Here is an 18,797-nt window from a genome sequence, read left to right as displayed (position 1 = left end):
CTTTAGCTTAATTCTTACAGTAGAAGAATAAGTAAATTGAAAATGCCCATACTGCAATTACCAAGCAATAAATTGATAAGCTTCTAGTCAAAACCTACTAGGAGCTTTTTCATTTCTCTCAAGCGGAATATTTCACCATAAATAGTCATAGTTCCTTCTTAAGGTGATTAATAATTATGGCTCTTCAGTTCCTTTTATGGAGTCGAATAAGAAATAAAATCTAATCAGAGCCTATATTCCTTAGTAGGACTGGAGTTGAAGTTCTTAAGCCTTGCTATAAAACGGCTATTTCAATGCCACACCATAAAACCAACGCAAGAGCCATAATTATTTCTGTTGGGAGATTGGATGTTTATGGTTAAACTGTTAAGTTTATTAGTGTCAATAAAAACTTTTTATTAATTAAACCATTAATTTATCTCTCACAATCAATCCCATCCCTATCGAACCCATGTGGATTTGGTTGATTAACCCTAAATCTGCGGTAAGGAATATCAGGACAATCTAAATCTGCCGCATTGGGTAGAATGCAAAAATGTGAGTAAAAAGAATCGCACTGCTGTTGCGGCGATCGCGTAGTAGGCGCAGTATTCTTCTTCCCTCGTCTGAAATCCCAAGGCATCACAGGCTGGGATTAGTTCCAAAAACCCAACTTCTGTTGTTTAGCATTAGCCTCAGCCTGGAGAAATTGTTCTTTGGTGTTAGTGTATCCTTTAAGATATTGCCGATACACCACAGCTTGTCCTTCTTGCACCATTGTCAGGTTGACAGAGCGGTTGTTAACAAACACCTCAGCTACCAGTCTTTTGTACTTGTCGCTCTCAATTGACCGAACTTGTACAGACTGACCCACTGGCAACAATTGCCCAAGGCGAGTTCTAGACTGCTGGCCCCAAGGATTTTGTTTGAGTTTGGGTGCATCCACACAAGCCAAACGGATGGTCACTGGCTGCCCCTGCTGATTGCGGACTCGTAGTGTATCACCGTCGCCTACGCTTACTACTGTCATATTCGGCGAGCTGGTTTGTGCTACAGCTGGTACTCCAGCGAGCAGCATTAGAAATACTGTGATAATCGCTGCCTTGTTCATTAATCTATGTATAATGGGCTAAGTTTTTGTATCGAGCGTAACTTACATCTGTGTCTCAGGCTGTGATTTGGATCAGTAGCAGGTATTTATTTGAGTTCAGAACTTTTGAAGGAAAGCGATCGCCTACGCATAGTAGTCTGCCAAGGAAATTTGGCTATGTTAAATGCTCGGATATAACCGCATCTGAGTTTAGCAATGATCAACAGGTAGAAGTAGAAATTCTTCCGGCTTTTTCCTCAGACTCCTCATATGCCGAATTAGGACTACAAAAGGATTGATGCCTTGTAATATTAACAAGGTCATCCAGCAAAGTAATTTGAGTTGACTGAAGGCAGTAGGTCGGGTTAACCACTCATGTATGGCAATCCGAGCTTCATCAAGAAAACTGTCATACTCTTCTTCAATTGGAGAAGCATGGAACACTCGTGAGTTAATCCCATGAATTCCACTCACCCAGTTTTTCCCCATCTGGATTCTCTCTAGTTGAGCAACCTCAAGATGGTATAAATCATGGTAGTGAATACAAACTCCTCGTACTCTTATATGCTCATTGCCAATCTTGATGGGGATTAAGCTTATACAACCAAGGACTTTTTTGAGTTTGACAATCCTGGGATTTTTTGTGCAGAGCGCTAAATAGCTCCTTACTAAGCCGATCCAAGCTAGGTAGTAGGGAGATGAAGGAAACTTAGGTTTCTTTGAAACAACAGCCTGAGCTTTTTGAGAATTGTTCCTCATCTGCGAGGTGGGTTTAGGGTTGCTAGAAGTAGTTTGGCTAGAAGTCTCTGCTAAAAAGACAAACAAGTAATGAGGAAATTTTCTACAATACCCCTTTGATTGTGAACCTCGCTTGTTGTCTTGCTGTAATTCCAAACACCGCTTTAATCGGCGATTGAAGTCACAGTGATAGTGGTACAAGCTATCTGCTGATAGCTGTTCACGACGTTTATAAATCGCCCATGCACGCAGTAATAATGGCTTCATGCAACCCGCAAAAACTGTAGCATTAGCATCAGATGTCTTTCCCATCCACAATGCCATAGTCAGAGCATCTTTTTGCCGTTTCGAGAGTTGATGCAGATCGGATTGCTTCTTCATCGCCTTACAGAAATCGGGTAAGAAAGCTGACAAATTCTTCGAGTTGAAGATTAATTACTTGCAATGCAAGTCGCTATCTTTTAATAGAGAAATTGATATTAGGCAAATAGACAGAGTTTTACCATATAAGTTCCGTCTTTTGAGTCAAAAATTATTTATCGAATTAATCTTTCCCATCTTTAAATTCGAGTTGAAAAATTCGCATTGATGGGTGTTCATTCATCATCCGCCACTAGTACCCTTCAGATAATGGCGATATCCTACCACCACAACGATACAGAAAAACTGGCTCACCCCGGCGCATGGCTTTTTTCAACATACGCTCTAAACCGGGGTCTAGATTATCGCTGTTGTACCAAATTAAGTGAGACTTACCACAATATCCAGCATTCAATAGACTTGCAAACAACCATTCATCAGTGATTGAATTTGTTCCGGCTCAACGCCCCTACTTGATTGTCCATAACTGTCAATTGTTGGTTGGGCTGGTTTGGGTTGGAAGAAGTTCAGGATTTTCATCAGACTTGGGGAACGCAACTATTACTTGCGTTCCCATCTCAACTTATTGTTAGATTGGCTCTCCCAAATTATCTAACTCTGCGATAACTTAACACCATCATCATAAATTATCGATTTGGCTTGACAAACTTTAGGGTCATGCGATCGCTCTCCCCAATAGCAACAAGACGTTGCCGATCCTTTTGTCCTTGCCTCAAGGTTGGCGGTAATGCCCAAACACCACCAGGGTAGTCTTTGGTATCTTGAGGGTTGGCATTAATTTCTGACTTGCCTACTAATTTGAAGCCTACTTTCTCCACCGCCGCAATTACGCCATCTTCTGACATATAGCCCATTTTTATACTCTCTTGGAGCGAAATACCTGGTTTGGCACGATGTTCTTCCACTCCCAGAATACCTCCTCGCTTTGCTAATCAAGAAAAAAGTACAACCTTTGATGAAAAATCTGAGATTTTAGCTCTCAATGGAACTTTATCGAATGAAGGGATACATCTGCATATTGCTCTAGCAGATCAACAAGGTAAGACTATTGGTGGTCATCTTGTCGATGGATGTATAATCTATACTACTGAGGAAATAATCATTGGTACTACCCAAGATTTTTGCTTTGGAAGAAGGTTTGATGAGCAAACTGGGTATCAAGAATTAGATATTCAATATCTTCCACTAATAGACTCTTGACTGTTGACGATACATCACATCTGAGCGTAAAACATACTTTCGTCCTTGAACAACAGCAACACCTTCATGCACAACGTCATGAACAAAACATAAAGCCATACCTGTAACTGGAACCACAGTAATATTAGGGCATTTTTCATAGTACCGAGGCGAAAGATGAAAACGGGTTTCACCACCTTCAAAACCTTAATTTAAGTAAATCATGAAAGTTAACAGACTTTCTTCCCCATTCGGTCGCCGATAAGAACCGTCATGATGTATCGCAAATGTCTGTCCTGGATCATAACGATAAAAGCGGAAACGCTCATTCAATCCTATTGCTTGCCACCTGCCAATGGTCTTAGGAATATGATCTGACACACGCTGCCATAAGTCAAAAGCCCGTTGGTTATCATCAAGGATAACACGTTCATTATTGCGGATATCGGGACGCATCTGGAACCCTCGAATCGTACTGATCGGAGCTTTTGTATAACCAATACTTTCCGTTAAACTAATATACTCAGCACACTCTTGTGCTAAAAGAATATTGTCTAAAGTAAAAATTTCGTTATTAAGTAAATTTTTCTTGATCATGACTAAAGCAGTTTCCTTCAGCAGCTTAGAAGCGATGACTGATTGGTGAAATAATACTTAGCTAACCAACTTCTAGGCTCGTCACAGCAAATACACGATTTATAAGCAAGTTAGGAATTTCTTTATTATACATCCGAGCGACTTCAGAAACTGGCTTCATGCCGTAACGTTGAACCAGTTTTATTGCTTCTAAATTAGCATCTGGCACATCAAGAAACACCAAAGCATCAGAACGAAAAGCAAGCAAGGCGAGTAAGAGTTGCTCGGCTATTTGTTCATTGTCAGCATTCAACGGCCCAATCCGCAAACCTGTGTGGCTTTGGCGGATGACTCCATAACCTACAATTTGCCCATCTCTAACAACTGCATATGCAGCACTGTTTGGTTGCTTTATCCAAAGTCGTAGAAACCGTTCGCGCTCTGCCGGAAAAAGCTTCTGCTCATAAACCACTAACTGATCAAACGGCACAGTTTTCAATTCTACAATGCCGTCCGGCACAACGCCGTCGCCTACAACCTGATAACGAATATGGCGGTAGGCTATTTGAAAACCTGATTTTTTGTAATTCTCCTGTTGAGCAATTACTCCATCTAAGCTAATGTTACGCTCACTACCAAGGTATGCCATTGCTGTCCTCCACATCTTCATGCCAAAACCTCGACCACGGAACTGCTCTTTGACAATATAAAAGCCAATAACGGCAAAGTGTTGAGAGTAGGCAACCGCAGAAATACTTGCTACAAGTTCATTATTCAATTCACCCACGAAAAAACCGCATTGGTCAGCTTGGTAAAAACATTCAGCGTCATAAATTCCTGGATTCCAGCCTTCAATCGCTGCCCAATCAATTACCACATCTAATTCTGACCTCTTCATTGGTCGAATGCTAAAATTGTCCATTGTCATCAGTGTGATTTGAGTCATAATATTTTTCTACTTTTATTTAAAAAAACTGCCATCTTTTCAGAGATTTATCAAAAATGTGCTGGAAACGCAAGAGCGTAGTTAAGCGCAAAGGAAAAATCATAAAGCAAATAGTTATTTAAAATCATGACTATGATTGAATCAAACAAACTGTATTGAACTACATTGAAGCGTTTAACTAAGATGATTTAGCAACGCTTAATGATTGTAAAGTCTAACGCGCTAAACCCAACCGCTTAATCAGTATAAAGCTACAGATGCTGTTATTTCACTTTTTACTCACAGGTTAAATTAACTCTACTGGAAACATGAATTTTTGTTTCGGAAGAATATAGTCTACACGAATTATTCTAGACTTTTAAGTAATTAAATAATAAAAACTATACTTTAAGATTAAGCTTATATTCCAAATAATAGCAAAACTTTGCTGTTAATAACTTGATGGTGTTATTTGGGAATAAAATTAAGTAATATAAAAATTTTAGTACCTAAATTCGTAACATTTAATCAGAAATTTTAAATATTAGCTAAATCTAGTAGTTAGTAAAATTATTTTACATTTACAACGTTCAAAAATATGAGTAAAAGTAGGCGAATAGGCATTCTTACTAGTGGCGGGGATTGCTCTGGTTTGAATGCAGTTATCAGAGCTGTTGTTCATTGTGCTAGCGGTAAAGGTTGGGAAGTCTTCGGTATTCGGCAAGCAACTTTAGGATTAATGGCACGTCCACCACAAGTTTCTAAATTAGAAATCGACCAAGTTGATCCTTTATTAACCTCTGGTGGCACAATGTTAGGAACTACCAATAAAGGTGATCCATTTGCTTTTCCCATGCCTGATGGTAGTTTTTGTGATCGTTCATCAGAAATTATTGCTGGTTATCATCAATTAGATTTAGATGCGTTGATTGGCATTGGCGGGGATGGTAGTTTAGCAATTCTGCGTCGCCTTGCACAACAAGGCGCTATCAACTTAGTCGGTATCCCTAAAACTATTGATAATGATATCGGTATTACTGAACACGCCATTGGATTTGATACAGCTGTCAATATTGCCACAGAAGCACTCGATAGATTACATTTCACCGCCGCTTCTCATAGTCGAGTCATGATTTTAGAAGTCATGGGTCGTGATGCCGGACACATCGCCCTCGCTGCGGGAATTGCTGGGGGTGCAGATGTGATTTTAATTCCCGAAATTCTCTACAGCATGGATGACATTTGCTACCACATTAAACACCGTCAAGAAGAAGGCAAAAACTATTGTTTAATTATTGTCTCCGAAGCAGTACGAACTCAAGACGGTGAAATTCTCACCCTAACTAATCGTTTGGGTCAATCACGATATGGTGGAATTGGCGAATATCTAGCCGATCAAATTAGCGATCGCATTGGTGCAGAAACACGAGTCACAGTCTTAGGACATATCCAACGCGGTGGTATAGCTTCACCTCTAGACCGATTAGTCGCATCTGCTTTTGGTGTAGCTGCCGTCAATTTGATTGAGGCAGCTAAATATGATTACATGGTTGCTTGGCAAAATCGCCAAGTGATTACTGTACCAATAGAGGAAGCTATCGCTCAGTACAAAGCCGTTAACCCAGAAGATGCTCTGGTCAAAACTGCTCGTGGTTTAGGTATTTATTTAGGAGAGTGAACTACTTCAGGTGAGCTTGTAGCTTCTGCTAATTCAAGCTAAAAATTCATCATTACTGTTTTTTAGCCGATTCAATCCATCCATACCAAGGATTAGAATTAATCAGTGAAGTTAATTGTTGATTGAGTTCAAAAGTTGTAGCTGCATCTGCCTTAACTGCTACAAGATAGTCTCCAGAACTATATACAGCAAACGTCCACATAGCTCCAGTCTCGTTGTCTTTTGTTACGACAACCCATTGATTATAATTCGGCTTGTGCAAGGGGTAATAAGCAAATGCTATAACTCTAACCCCTTGCAAAAATTCGCTGATACCTGTTTGCCACAAAGACTTTTTGGTCAGTAAAATCGATTGCCGTATGGATGTAGTATCACCAAAAGCGACATTTAGCCCTTGTTGTCTGCTTTCAGCCCATATAGTTGGCAAATAAAAGAAAAACTGTCCATCGAAAACTTCATTAAACTCGATGGCATTCCATGTCCAATCAGGCATCTGGGCATTATGAAACAGCGAATCAAATGTAAATTCTTCAGCCTGAACTTGCAGCAAACTAGCAAATTCAGGGGCAACTCCTTCTATGGCTGACTCAGGTGCTAGACCTGATTCGAGCCATTGTGAAAAAATTGGATGAAATAAATTGTTAATAGCAGTTGTCATATTAGCTTTGTAAAATTTATTTTGTTCTTCACTTGTTCTACTCAGCAAGGCATCAGCTTATCGCATATTTCCCTCTGTCATGCCAAATTTTATTGTCATCTCTCGCAACCAATCCCATCCTTATCTCTATCAAACCCATGTGGATCTGGTTGATTTACTCTAAATCTGCGATAAGAGATATCACCGCAATCTAAATCTGGCGAATTAGGCGGAATGCAAAAGTTTGGGTAAGAGCGATCGCACCCCTGAAGATATTGCCTATAAACCACAGCTTGCCCCTCTTGCACCATCGTCAGGTTGACTGAGCGATTGTTTACAAATACTTCAGCCACCAACCTTTTGTACTTATCGTTCTCAATTGAGCGAACTTGCACAGACTGACCTACAGGCAGTAGTTGACCGAGGCGAGTTTTAGACTGCTGACCCCAAGGATTTTGCTTGAGTTCCGGTGCGTCAACACAGCCCAGGCGAATCGTTATAGCTTGGCCCTGCTGATTGCGGACTCTGAGCGTATCTCCGTCACCTACGCTCACTACTGTCATGCTGGGCAAGTTGCTTTGGGCTACAGTCGGTACTCCAGAGAGCAGCACTAGAAATGCTGTGATAATAGCTGCTTTGTTCATTATTCTATGTATAATGGGCTAATTTTTGTATCGAGCGTAACTTACACTGATATCTCAGGCTGTGATTTGGATCAGTAACAGGTATTTGGTTGAGTTGAGAACTTTTGAAGGAAAGCGATCGCAAAGGATGTCTCCAACTAACACTAGACTGCTGACAAACAACAGTGAGACAATCAAAATTCTACTGCAACAGTAATTGCTAAAGTCCCCCGTGATGAGTGAACTACCCCAGATTCAAGACGAGGTTTGTCGCACAGCTTTGGTTATGGCAACTAAACGTGCAATAGAATCCGACAGGTCAGACCACCTGTTTGATGACCCATTTGCCGCACTGTTATCTGGAGATACAGGTAAAGCTTGGAGAGAGAAATGGGAACAACAAGACAGTGATAATCCTCTGGGTACTACACTTCGCATTCAGTTCGTTGCAGTTCGTACCCGTTTCTTTGATGACTTCATCTTGTCTGTGTTGCCCGAAGCTAAACAGTTAGTCTTTCTAGGAGCCGGGTTAGACACAAGAGCATTTCGTCTCTCCTTCCCACCAAAGACTCGTCTGTACGAATTAGATTTACCAGAACTAATTCAGTACAGAGAAGCAATTCTTCAGGATAAAAAAGCCAATTGCCATCGTCACGCGATCGCTGCTGACCTAACCCAACCTTGGTCACATTTGCTTTTAGAACAAGGCTTTGATGTTCATCTTCCTACACTTTGGCTAATGGAAGGGCTGTTGATGTACCTAGACGAAGCTCAAGTCAACCAACTGCTCAAAACAATTGGTCAGTTGAGTGCAGAGGGTAGTTTCTTGGGAGCGGATCTAGTCAGTGTCAAGTCGTGGCAAGTTGGAGCAAAACACCCCAATGGAATGATCAGCAAGCACTGGCGTTTCGGCACAGACGAGCCAGAACAGTTGTTTGCTGCCTACGGTTGGAATGCGTCAGTTATTCAACCAGGGGATATTAGAGCAAATTACGGACGATATGCTGTACAGTTGGCTCCACGAGAAATCAAGGGGGTGCGGCGTTCTTTTTTGGTGACAGCAAGGAAAGAGGAAACGTGTTCAACTAATTCTATAGCTTAAATATCATAATAATTTTAAGGATGTATAAAAATGATTGCAGATGCTATTGCTTTAATTGAGTTTATTTCCAATCAATTTTCCAAAAATCAAGATAAGAAAGACAAATTATTAGAAAAATTTGTTGAACCAGCTTATTCTCAACTAAAGTTTATTCACGAAGATTATATGAGAGCTTGCCGGAAGTATTGGGAATCAATTAGATATGACCAGCCTCTTGATATCATGAAAGTTGTTAATGAAATGGATATAGATATAAGGTTTGCACCACATGAGTCACGCATGGAGTTACTATCATCAATACAATTGAATGACCCTCAACTTCAAGCTTTTATTAACAGTATTCGTAATTACTTAATGGGACAGACTCATGCTGCTCGCACACGTATGCAATATGACTTACCACCTAATAGGCGAGTAGGTATGAGAACAAGCTTATTAGAGAAACTTAATCAGCTTTCTAATATTAGATTTCCAATTCCTCAAGAAGATATTGCTCGTTTGAAAAGAGGAAAAATTTATCTTCGTATGGTAGGCTACACGATGGAGTTAGAGCCAGATAATTCCTTGCGTAATATTAGCGATGATCCCGAAGAAGCAATGAAAAGCTTTGATGAATATCTTCGTTATTTATCACTTGCTTATGTAGATTGTTTTATCGCTATTTTACAAAGAGATTATGCTAGAGTCAACGCTAGTTATTGGGAGCTAAAACGGAAACTGCAAGGCTTTTCTTAGGTAAGTAAAATATGAAACTAATCGCTATCTTTAATCTCTAACTGATAAATCCGCATTGAAGGGTGTTCGTCCATCATCCGCCAGTAAAGCCCTTCTGGCAATGGCGATACCCTACCACCACAGCGATACAGAAAAACTGGCTCACCCCGGCGCATTGCTTTCTTAATTACCTGCTCTAAACCAGAGTCTAAGCGATCGCCGTTACACCAAATAATATGCGACTTGCCAGAATACTCAGCATTGAGCAAACTTGCAAACAACCATTCCATTATTGATTGAATCTGCTGCTGTTCAAGTCCACTACTGGCTTGCCCATAGCTTTCAGTGACAACTCTCACCGCTAACTGCAAGCAGTATAGCGGGAGCATCTCAAATTCACATAAGAGACTTGCTGCTTCACAGGCTGACTAACGCCTAAGCCTCCACAGCCAGGAATCGGTAGTCCAACCGACCCATAATTTAGCAGATTAATTGCGCTGTTCCAGTCTCGGTCAATAACCAGTCCACAAGAACAGTTATGAACACGAACCGCCAAAGTTTTCTCAACTCTCTGTCCACAACCAGAACAATTAATACTTGTGCCTCTAGGGTCAACGCCTCGCGTATGCTTGCCGCGTCTTACCGCTACTGCTTGCATGATTTGGAGGAATGCACCCCAAGCAACATCTAGTATCGACTTTGCTAGTCGTGTTCTAGCTAGTCCTCTAATATTCAGATTTTCAAAAACGATTAAGTCATAAGATTTAACCAACCAGTGAGCGACTTGATAATGAAACTCTTTCCTTTGTCTGGCAACGTGTAAGTGAATCCTGGCAACCCTGCTAGCTTGTTTTTGATAGTTCTTAGATCCATGAATTTTACGTGCAAGTTTGCGCTGCTGACGCGCTAATTTAGATTGTGTCTTACGGGAATACTGCGGTACTTCAATACTTTGTCCATGAGCAGTAGTTAAAAACTTTTCTAACCCAACGTCTATGCCAGTAGCAGTTTTAATCTCGTCAATCGGCAGCAATTCAGGTACAGTTTTATCCTCAAGAGAAAAACTGACATACCATCCATCAGATTTGCTTAAAATCGTTGCTTGCTTAATCTCAGAACCATTTGGTATCGGACGGTGCAAGATGACCTCGATTTCACCAATCTTGGATAATTTGAGAATATTACCTGTTAGATGTGCGCCTGCTTTTGGTGAATTAACACGCGGGAAGGTAAAAGAAGAGATATCGCCACGCTTTTTAAATCGTGGTTTCCCTCCTCTGTTACCTTTTTTGTCAGGTATTAACCACCGCTTCCATGCCTTGTCCAACCTCATCAGGTTTTGTTGTTGGCAGTCGGCATAGATGTTTTTGTAGTCGGGGAATAAGTCTTTAGTTTGTTGGAGGTCTGATGCTTGTGTATAGTAATCAGGTTTATCCGGTATCCCACCAATTGGCTCAGAAACCAAGCTACATCGGTCAAGGAGCGACCTTGTACGCCTTAGCCAATCCAACCTTTCCCCTAGTGCATAGTTCCAATGACGACGCAGCAACTCGCCCCAAGTCTCAAGAATGACAACTTGTTCAGAAGTGGGGTTGAGTTTGAACTGATAAGTTAGTAGCATATAACTATTGTACAGCATTATTCCGTACTTGTGTATGACTACTCGTATCGATATCAGGCTTCCAGAGCAAGAATTGGAAGTATTAAAAGCCTACTGCAAAGAACAAGATAGAACTCAAACTGAGGTAATCCGTGAATTCATTCGTAGTCTTAGAAAGAAAATCAAAAACCAATGATTTGGCAATTATGTGGGCATCGAACCCACATAATTACCCTCCTATCCCCCATCACCGCCAATCGGAGTACCGATGTGGCGGGAGTACCCCGGAGGTTTTGATGGCGATCGCTGATATAACTATTCTTAGGATTCCCAGTAGATTAAATACAATTATCTGTACCTTGTTTGCCTTATTTAAAATTTATGGCTTGTAAGTTCAAGTTTTTCACAGACAGAAGTTAGCTGTATCATCGATAATATGCCTAAAACATCTGATTGCCATCGCTGCTTAATGTATTCTCATGACCCTCACCTAGTCTGTGCAGTTCATCCATCGGGGGTAGAGGGGAACATCTGCATCGATTTTAGACCCAACACCAACACTCAAGCAGAAGAACTTTGGCAACCAGAAGGAGCAACATATTACAATGGCGAGTTGATTCTATAACCTCCCCAAAGATGGACACCCCAACAGCAGTTTGAGTTACTGGATTGGCATCCGATGTTCACAGGCTTTTGTCCCCAATGCGGTGCTAAATATGAGCGTGATTACACAGCACGGGTACATTGGGATTGTAACATCTGCGGTTGGATGGATGATACTGTATAGAAAATGTCTCAAAATTTTGTTTAATGCTCCAATCAAACCCGCAGAAATTTCTCATTAACAATTTTTCTTAGTGCTATTCCAGTCTGAGCGATCGCTGCGTTTGCCCATCACAAAACACTTAATATCAGTGATGCTTCTCGTTTGATGGAGCGGTTTCAACAATTAATTATCTATTTACATCTATTCTGAAACTCTTAATTTTAATGTCACTTCCCCTGCACCTTTTTCTCTCCATAGCTCACGTTTATTCTGATCCATTGCTGTTAACTCTGCTTGGATTTTAGATTGAGAATTAATCCAAACTGTGGCATTATATATTCTATTTTCAAGCTGTGCGCTGTAGGTGATTTTATTTTTCTCTGATATTTTGTTGACTGGAACAGAAACAGCTAAATCCGCTTGCTTTTTGTTAGCGATATTACTATCAAAAACATTCATTAATAATTGCTCTGAATTATTTCTTGGACGATGAACTCGCACAGACTTCCTATTGTTGGTATGAAAAAGTAGGACTGTATCATTATCGCAATTTGTTGGTTTGTTATTCGTTTGAGCTAACAATCCTGATATTTGCAACTCTCTTTGAATATGCTCATTTGTTGATAAATGAGGCTCGAACTTAAATTGACCTTTCGCTGATGCAGAAATTGATAATATTCCTGAAAAAACAAGAAGAGATAATACGGTTCTTTGAATTAACATAGTTTCTAACTAATTAGACTTTTTATCCTGTGTACAACAGTAGTTGCAAGCGTATACTTACAACAAAAAGCGCTTAAATTGATATTACCAAGGGCAGTAAATTTACGATAGTGACTAAAGTTGAAAAAAAGATAAAATTTTGGCTAGATAATTGCTGTATGGTTATTTTCCTGCATAATTGTGTGGATATTAGAAACCCAAGTTGGTAGATACATATCGACTGGTACTCCCTCATCATCCTCCAGTAGAACCCTTGAGATAATGGCGATCGCCTATGGCGGAAGGTTATGCCATCACAAATGCAACTATTCTTCGGATTCCCAGTTGGTAAGGAGCAATAAACTTTGACACTCTCCGCCCTATAAGTGCGGAGATTCTTCATTCATAGACCCAACTTGCTCACACAAGATTTCTCCAGCATGAGTAGAGGTCGAATCTCCTGAAGCGTTCGGATCATAGATCCAGGTTCCTACGTGACCCGTAGTACCCAAGGCTAGTTTCAGAATGTTAATCGCTGCGTTCCAATCTCTATCCATCACAAATCCGCATTCACAAACATGAGTTCTTGTGGATAGAGATTTTTTGACTACTGCGCCACAATTAGAGCATTGGCTTGTTGTGTACGCAGGATTAACAGCTACAGTTATCCGGCCAAATTTCACACCGAAATACTCCAACCATTTTCTGAATTGATACCAACCAGCATCATTAATAGATTTAGCGAGACAGTGATTCTTAACTAAGTTTTTAACCCTCAAATCTTCATAGGCGACCAAATCGTGAGATTGGATTACGCAACGCGCTACTCTCTTAGCGTGTTCTTCACGTTGCCTACTTATTTTGAGGTGTACTCGCCCTAATTTATTAATGGCTTTTTTGCGATTGGTAGAGCCTTTCTTATGCCTTGAAACGCGCCTTTGTCTAAACTTTAGACGCTTCTCTCCTGTGCGATAAAACTTAGGGTTAGGTTCTGTATGTCCGTTGCTATCGGTGTAGAACTCTTTTAAACCAACATCTAAACCAATGGTTTTACCAGTCGGTTGTGTTTCTACTTTGTTATCTGCGCTAATCAGGAATTGAACATAATACCCATCGGCGCGACGGACTAACCTAACTCGTTTTATCTGCTCCAATTGGTAGAAGTTTAAATTCCACGTTCCCTTGAGATTGAGTTTGCCAATACCTTTTTTGTCAGTAAAAGTGATTTGCTTTCTAGTTTCAGAAAGTGACCATCCAGAGGTTTTATATTCAACTGAACGGTTGTTTTTCTTAAACTGTGGATAACCTTTCTTACCTGGAACAGACTTTTTACAGTTGTCGTAAAAACGAGCAATAGAACTATAAGCCCGTTCGATAGAAGCTTGGCAAGCACTAGAGTTCAAAGCCTTGACAAAAGAAAACTCATGTCTGAGAACCTTGCTAAGACGATATAAGTCTTTCTGCCCTACACCTCGGTTATCCATCCAAAAACGAATAGCTTTGTTGCGAACGAATTGACAGGTTCTAATCGCCTCATCAATGGCTACATATTGAGTTGTTTTCCCTTTAGCTTTAAACTCTAAAACAATCATTTTACGTGGAAAACTCCTACGCAAATATTATACCATAATCAAAGCCGTCCTTGAAGGACGGGGCTTTAGACCCAGTTTCTTGGTAAGCTGCGATCAGCTACGCTGGGCGTTTACGCCATCGCTCGGCGAGATGTAGGCGATCGCCAAGCCATCGGCTGAACGAAATCGCCCAGCTATTTGAATGGAGTGACATTTATTCTCCGTGTGCTACAAATGTACAGATAAATTTGCTAACAGCAAATAACCTGTCAACATAGGTCAAGGACAAGCCACTAAAATGTACCACCCATATTTGAAGCTGATTGCATTTCCTACAATACTCACCTCAAGTTTGCTTCTTGTAGGACTCAAGCAAGATACCGCAGAGATAACTAATGCACAATTAAATGAACAGTCCGTACTGGCTATTAACTGGGTACAACAGTCGGGAGAGTATCAAGCCCTGACTTACCAAGCATTTAACATCGCCAAAATTGTCTTTGACCAAGCCAAAGCCAAAAGGGTAAAGCAACCAGCCGTTATTGTTGATATTGATGAGACAATTCTTGACAATAGTGCTTACCAAGGTGGTCTAATTGGTACTAATAGCGGTTTTGAATCATCAACCTGGAATAAATGGGTGGCAGCAGCCAAAGCTAAGGCTGTCCCTGGTGCAGTTAAGTTTGTAAATTATGTTAATAACAATGGTGGTACAGTCTTTTTTATCTCTAACCGGGATAGAAGCAGCCAAAAGGGTAGCAAAAATAATCTAGCGTGGCAAAACTTACTAGAGAAGACGACTCTCTAGATTAGCCAAGTAAGCCTTGGGGTCTCTGCGAAATCGATACTGTTCAATTCTGGCTTTGTGGTGTTTTTGCAATTGAGAGCGTAATTCGAGCCAAGTATGAATATCAACTTGTGCTAAATCAGATGCGGTAAAAGAATGAAGCTTAGTAGCGATGGCACAGGCAAGTTTGACAGAACCACGAATAACGAGAGATGAGGGGGCAACCTTACGACCGGTACAACGACGTTGATGATAACGTAGCATACCAAAAGCGTGTTCTAAGTCATTATTAGTTCTAGGAAAATCTTCAATTTCATAACAATGAAAAAGTCCAGACCAGTAGCTGTGGGTGGTTTTTATAAAGTTATCGATTGCAGTGTTCAGGGTACCAGCTTTCTGCTTTTGTTGAGACATTTCTGTCAACAGTTGCTGATAACTTTGTTTGACCCCAGCAGCATCAAGACCTATTTTATTGTTGAGAATATTACTAGCTTTATCAACCCACTGATATGCAACCCTCACAGGTGAAAATAAAGATGCAGTAGCAGATAATCCCTTAGCTAGAAGGTGTTTTAGGTTAACTAAAGGTGGTGGTAAAGCACTTCTTTTTTCCATCCTTTCTAAGCTTTGTTCTATCAAAGTCAAATTTTCTTGTAACTTTAATCCAGATGCCTCTAACGGTGGATGTCCATCATTGGTTATAGAACTACGGACTGCCGAGCAATAATCTTCAATAATAGTCACCAAATCCTTATCTTCATTGGTAACACTACGTTCAATTTCTCGTAATCCTCTAACTTTTTTTTTCAATTCCTTTTTTGCATTTCTATCCGCCTCATATATGGGTTTAATTGCTTCTTTCAGGTAATGGTAATGACATAAACCATGAGCAATTTTAGGTAATGCTAACCCAACAGCTTTACGAATTGATTGTTGTCCATCACTAACAACTCCATCAATTGGTACATCCAGTGTATTAGCCACTTCTAATAATAACGCTACTAAATCTTCATTCCTTGATGATAATAAAGTTTTAGCAAGTAAAATTTCTCCTGATAGACAATCTCGAATTACCCATAATACCTCATGTCCAATTTCTGGCTGCATCCCATCAATGGCTAATATCACCCGTCCTTGATTAGCCACTATTGCTTTTAATCTTTTATGGTCTTTTAGCCATAAAGAAAGTAACTCGTCATATCTGTCAATTAAGTGTGTGACCGTTCGTTTACTTATACATATACCTTTTAATTCAAGGTGAGTATGTATTTGAGGAACACTTCTATGTTCCTGGTAGCGTAATGCTCCTATATAAGCAATCACATCCAAACCAAATTCGTTCTGTGGTAGAGCGAGTGACCCTTCTTGCTCTGGTCGATATGCTTTTTTATACCGCATACATGACTTATTTTGACATCGCCGAATTTTTAGCTGTAGTTCTACTACCCCATTTAGCGTTCTTATATGTCGAGGATTATTGTATTCATTCCACATTGCTTGACCACACGAAGGGCATTTTTTTTGAACACAATCGAGTACTTCAAACGATGTTGCTTCTGGTTTTAAACTTTTTCTTACCAAGTTTTTGTACCATTATTTCGTTACAAGCTCAAGATTACAGGATCTCTGCTCCTCTCTAGTAAGTTTTGCCACGCTAGAAAATAATGACTTAGAGATAGCAACCATCAATAATTTAAAATCAGTTGGGTTCAAAGGTGTCAATCCTAAAACCGTATTACTCAAAGGTGAGTTTACCAAAATTATTGATGGCAAAGAGAACACTTCAAAGCAATGGCGACGAGAAGCTATAGAAAATGGTAAGGCTGACGGCAAAAAATATACTGTATTTGCTTTAATTGGCGATAGTCTCAACGATTTTGATGAGAAGGTTGGTGTCACTAATCAGGAACGGCGTAAATCTGTAGAAAAATACTCAAATTATTATGGAATTTTTGACTCTGTTCCTAATAATAGAACTATAGAACCTGCTTATATTGCATTGCCCAATCCTATGTATGGTAGTTGGGAAACTGGAATGTATAATCCTCAAGCATTCAAAAAGCAAAGCCCCTTTGAACTGAGTCCATCCGAAAAAGAACAACAGCGTAAGGATTCGTTAGTTCGCTGGCTATCTGGTAAATAATACATATATTTTAGGTTATAAAGGAAATCAATTTACCATCTTCACTTTTGTATTGTTTGATTTGCCCAGTAATTATGGAGTCATTTTGAGAGTCAGAATAACTTTTAGCAGGCTCAGTTGGTGATGATTTAGATGTTAGCTTTGCTGATGTCTCAGCCTGTAATTTGGATCAGGTTTAAGGTTTTAATTTGTGTTTGATATTTCTTCAACAGTCAAAGAACGAATTAACTCTCTAATCACATCTGTTGCTGGTCGTCCTGTTGTTGAGCAATGTTTTTCTAATCTCTCTACTTCACTTGAAGTGAGATTAATCGTCAGCCGTTTAACAGCTCATTTCTTATTCATGGATAGCAAACTATATTGATGAATTACTCCTCCAATATCAATCATCTAAACTGTTACTACCAGGATATATCTAACCAAATTAGCATTAAGAAGCTATCAAGAAAATACTTTTATCTTTAAACTTGTAATGAAGCGCTTAAATAGATTCAAAAGTGTGAAGTTTAGATGCTTTAAAGACAAAAACTGTGAATAGAATATAAGCCTAGAATCTTTCTATGAAGAAGCATTTAGTAGAATTACTTCACGAAATTGGCTATCATTATCTTGTAGCAAGCTGTGATAAAGCAAACATTGAATCGCACAAAGTCGCCCAAAGAATTGGAATGAATGAAAAAAGTAGACAAAAAATCGTTAATGACAAGCATTTATTATTTTATATCGATAAAAAAATCTATGTTTCTTAAGAGTTAATCTTATGTATATTCGCAGCAGTAAAATCAACTTTCTTATGATCCATATCTGAGTCAAATCTAGCATTTTCTAAATTTGCACCCCTGAAATTAGTAATACCATTAGCGGTGATTTCTTGAATGGCCAATTTTAATGATCGCATGGTTACAGTCAGTAAAATTACAGTTAAAATTCCCCAAATGCTACCGATTAGATAATTTTGGGTACTCAAGTAGGCGAAGGCGACGCTACTAATTAAAAAAGCTAAACCGTAATTACAAACAAACCCCGCGACTGCGACAATTACTCGCATCAAATCATTCTTAGATACAAAACATAAAATTGCTACTACTATGGATGATATAATTGCAGATATTGCAGCAAATTGAGGGTTTTTATTTTGCAGCACACCACCATAATAACAACCAATTAATGCTGCTGAAGATACACCTGATATAGTTGTAATCAAATTTTCTAAGCTTGATTCTTGATTAAAAACCCTCCTAAAACTTGCACCTAATCCAGAAATTGCCAAGCTGACAACTAGAGCTTTAGTATATGACCATGCCGGTATTTCTGGAGTGTTTCCTATTACGCCAAACGCCATTTCGCTAACTGCTACAAAAGTTAAGCATAAAACAATGAATGCAGTGATTCGCAAACTCATAAATATTCTAGATGACTGACCAAATTTCGCTTTCACAAAATTAGCTCTTTGTAATTGTGCATGAGAAAAATCACATCCACGCACATCAGCACCACTAAAATTTGCATCATGAAGTTGCATTGCTTTAAATGAGCGATTTTGCAAATTTTGGTGACAAAAATTGAAATTATCACGATCCATATTTCAGCTTAGAATAACATTAAA

Annotated in this window: 23 protein-coding genes and 1 pseudogene; 9 read left to right on the top strand and 15 right to left on the bottom strand. The window is 39.6% G+C overall.

The features are described from left to right. Positions 1-415 precede the first annotated feature (415 nt). The 4 genes and pseudogenes from ACN222_RS28575 to ACN222_RS28560 form a co-directional block, all read right to left on the bottom strand. Complete coding sequence (locus tag ACN222_RS28575; RefSeq protein ID WP_231865590.1) at positions 416-622, bottom strand: hypothetical protein; 207 nt, start codon at positions 620-622, stop codon at positions 416-418. A gap of 12 nt (positions 623-634) precedes the next feature. Then, on the bottom strand, positions 635-1,009 hold the full coding sequence (locus ACN222_RS28570) for a thermonuclease family protein (RefSeq protein WP_231865589.1): 375 nt from the start codon (positions 1,007-1,009) through the stop codon (positions 635-637). A gap of 270 nt (positions 1,010-1,279) precedes the next feature. Beyond that, positions 1,280-2,188 (bottom strand): hypothetical protein, encoded by a 909-nt coding sequence (locus ACN222_RS28565; RefSeq protein WP_010999890.1) that lies wholly within the window; start codon positions 2,186-2,188, stop codon positions 1,280-1,282. A gap of 626 nt (positions 2,189-2,814) precedes the next feature. Continuing rightward, positions 2,815-3,114: pseudogene (locus ACN222_RS28560) on the bottom strand (methyltransferase); the annotation flags it as partial. Between ACN222_RS28560 and ACN222_RS28555 the strand changes: the two are divergent. Next, positions 3,074-3,388 carry a PPC domain-containing DNA-binding protein gene (locus ACN222_RS28555; RefSeq protein ID WP_049942538.1) on the top strand — a complete coding sequence of 105 codons (315 nt, stop codon included), beginning with the start codon at positions 3,074-3,076 and terminating at the stop codon, positions 3,386-3,388. The pseudogene ACN222_RS28560 and the gene ACN222_RS28555 overlap by 41 nt on opposite strands. A gap of 186 nt (positions 3,389-3,574) precedes the next feature. Here ACN222_RS28555 and ACN222_RS28550 read toward each other — a convergent pair whose 3' ends face one another. Together ACN222_RS28550 and ACN222_RS28545 are read right to left on the bottom strand one after the other, a co-directional pair. Then, entirely contained in the window at positions 3,575-3,823 is a 249-nt protein-coding gene (locus ACN222_RS28550) for a hypothetical protein (RefSeq protein ID WP_199315956.1), read from the bottom strand. Positions 3,824-4,025: 202 nt separating this feature from the next. Next, complete coding sequence (locus tag ACN222_RS28545) at positions 4,026-4,889, bottom strand: GNAT family N-acetyltransferase (RefSeq protein WP_010999885.1); 864 nt, start codon at positions 4,887-4,889, stop codon at positions 4,026-4,028. Positions 4,890-5,466: 577 nt separating this feature from the next. On the opposite strand from ACN222_RS28545, the gene ACN222_RS28540 reads away from it, so the two are divergent. Then, positions 5,467-6,546, top strand: a complete 1,080-nt coding sequence (locus ACN222_RS28540; RefSeq protein ID WP_010999884.1) for an ATP-dependent 6-phosphofructokinase — start codon at positions 5,467-5,469, stop codon at positions 6,544-6,546. 52 nt (positions 6,547-6,598) lie between these two features. On the opposite strand, the gene ACN222_RS28535 is transcribed toward ACN222_RS28540, so the two are convergent. Then, positions 6,599-7,204 (bottom strand): hypothetical protein, encoded by a 606-nt coding sequence (locus ACN222_RS28535; protein WP_010999883.1) that lies wholly within the window; start codon positions 7,202-7,204, stop codon positions 6,599-6,601. Between the two features lie 95 nt (positions 7,205-7,299). Beyond that, positions 7,300-7,827 carry a thermonuclease family protein gene (locus tag ACN222_RS28530; RefSeq protein ID WP_010999882.1) on the bottom strand — a complete coding sequence of 176 codons (528 nt, stop codon included), beginning with the start codon at positions 7,825-7,827 and terminating at the stop codon, positions 7,300-7,302. A gap of 214 nt (positions 7,828-8,041) precedes the next feature. On the opposite strand from ACN222_RS28530, the gene ACN222_RS28525 reads away from it, so the two are divergent. Both ACN222_RS28525 and ACN222_RS28520 read left to right on the top strand, forming a co-directional pair. Beyond that, positions 8,042-8,908: a class I SAM-dependent methyltransferase gene (locus tag ACN222_RS28525; RefSeq protein ID WP_044523679.1), complete on the top strand. Its 867-nt coding sequence runs from the start codon at positions 8,042-8,044 to the stop codon at positions 8,906-8,908. 30 nt (positions 8,909-8,938) lie between these two features. Next, positions 8,939-9,643 carry a hypothetical protein gene (locus tag ACN222_RS28520; protein ID WP_010999880.1) on the top strand — a complete coding sequence of 235 codons (705 nt, stop codon included), beginning with the start codon at positions 8,939-8,941 and terminating at the stop codon, positions 9,641-9,643. 17 nt (positions 9,644-9,660) lie between these two features. Here the strand turns inward: ACN222_RS28520 and ACN222_RS28515 are convergent, their stop codons facing one another. Both ACN222_RS28515 and ACN222_RS28510 read right to left on the bottom strand, forming a co-directional pair. Then, entirely contained in the window at positions 9,661-9,981 is a 321-nt protein-coding gene (locus ACN222_RS28515) for a hypothetical protein (RefSeq protein ID WP_231865588.1), read from the bottom strand. Positions 9,982-9,983: 2 nt separating this feature from the next. Next, positions 9,984-11,243 (bottom strand): RNA-guided endonuclease InsQ/TnpB family protein, encoded by a 1,260-nt coding sequence (locus ACN222_RS28510; protein ID WP_044523673.1) that lies wholly within the window; start codon positions 11,241-11,243, stop codon positions 9,984-9,986. A 34-nt stretch (positions 11,244-11,277) separates the two neighbouring features. On the opposite strand from ACN222_RS28510, the gene ACN222_RS28505 reads away from it, so the two are divergent. From ACN222_RS28505 to ACN222_RS28495, 3 genes are read left to right on the top strand one after another with little or no spacing between them, the layout of a single operon-like run. Continuing rightward, a complete protein-coding gene (locus tag ACN222_RS28505; RefSeq protein ID WP_010999877.1) occupies positions 11,278-11,418 on the top strand; it encodes a ribbon-helix-helix protein, CopG family in 141 nt (46 codons plus the stop codon). After that, complete coding sequence (locus ACN222_RS28500; protein ID WP_168371005.1) at positions 11,375-11,614, top strand: hypothetical protein; 240 nt, start codon at positions 11,375-11,377, stop codon at positions 11,612-11,614. The genes ACN222_RS28505 and ACN222_RS28500 overlap by 44 nt, the downstream gene beginning before the upstream one ends. A gap of 44 nt (positions 11,615-11,658) precedes the next feature. Continuing rightward, a complete protein-coding gene (locus tag ACN222_RS28495) occupies positions 11,659-11,847 on the top strand; it encodes a hypothetical protein (protein ID WP_010999876.1) in 189 nt (62 codons plus the stop codon). A gap of 342 nt (positions 11,848-12,189) precedes the next feature. Here ACN222_RS28495 and ACN222_RS28490 read toward each other — a convergent pair whose 3' ends face one another. Continuing rightward, positions 12,190-12,711, bottom strand: coding sequence for a hypothetical protein (locus ACN222_RS28490; protein ID WP_010999875.1), 522 nt, complete (start codon positions 12,709-12,711; stop codon positions 12,190-12,192). A gap of 359 nt (positions 12,712-13,070) precedes the next feature. Then, the gene (locus tag ACN222_RS28485; RefSeq protein ID WP_010999874.1) at positions 13,071-14,282 is read right to left on the bottom strand and encodes an RNA-guided endonuclease InsQ/TnpB family protein; all 1,212 of its coding nucleotides are present in this window, start codon (positions 14,280-14,282) and stop codon (positions 13,071-13,073) included. 277 nt (positions 14,283-14,559) lie between these two features. Here ACN222_RS28485 and ACN222_RS28480 point away from each other — a divergent pair, with 277 nt between their 5' ends. Continuing rightward, entirely contained in the window at positions 14,560-15,069 is a 510-nt protein-coding gene (locus ACN222_RS28480) for a 5'-nucleotidase, lipoprotein e(P4) family (protein WP_010999873.1), read from the top strand. Here the strand turns inward: ACN222_RS28480 and ACN222_RS28475 are convergent. After that, positions 15,049-16,542, bottom strand: coding sequence for a transposase (locus ACN222_RS28475; protein WP_010999504.1), 1,494 nt, complete (start codon positions 16,540-16,542; stop codon positions 15,049-15,051). The two genes, ACN222_RS28480 and ACN222_RS28475, sit on opposite strands and share 21 nt — an antisense overlap. A gap of 91 nt (positions 16,543-16,633) precedes the next feature. Here ACN222_RS28475 and ACN222_RS28470 point away from each other — a divergent pair, with 91 nt between their 5' ends. Continuing rightward, positions 16,634-17,191, top strand: coding sequence for an HAD family acid phosphatase (locus tag ACN222_RS28470; RefSeq protein ID WP_231865587.1), 558 nt, complete (start codon positions 16,634-16,636; stop codon positions 17,189-17,191). 183 nt (positions 17,192-17,374) lie between these two features. On the opposite strand, the gene ACN222_RS28465 is transcribed toward ACN222_RS28470, so the two are convergent. Beyond that, positions 17,375-17,509, bottom strand: coding sequence for a ribbon-helix-helix protein, CopG family (locus ACN222_RS28465; protein ID WP_395939716.1), 135 nt, complete (start codon positions 17,507-17,509; stop codon positions 17,375-17,377). Between the two features lie 427 nt (positions 17,510-17,936). Continuing rightward, the gene (locus ACN222_RS28460) at positions 17,937-18,773 is read right to left on the bottom strand and encodes a pentapeptide repeat-containing protein (RefSeq protein WP_010999871.1); all 837 of its coding nucleotides are present in this window, start codon (positions 18,771-18,773) and stop codon (positions 17,937-17,939) included. Between the last annotated feature and the right edge of the window lie 24 nt (positions 18,774-18,797).

It is taken from the genome of Anabaena sp. FACHB-595, assembly GCF_048568275.1.
GTDB lineage: Bacteria > Cyanobacteriota > Cyanobacteriia > Cyanobacteriales > Nostocaceae > Trichormus.
This window is presented reverse-complemented; position numbering and strand designations above follow the sequence as displayed.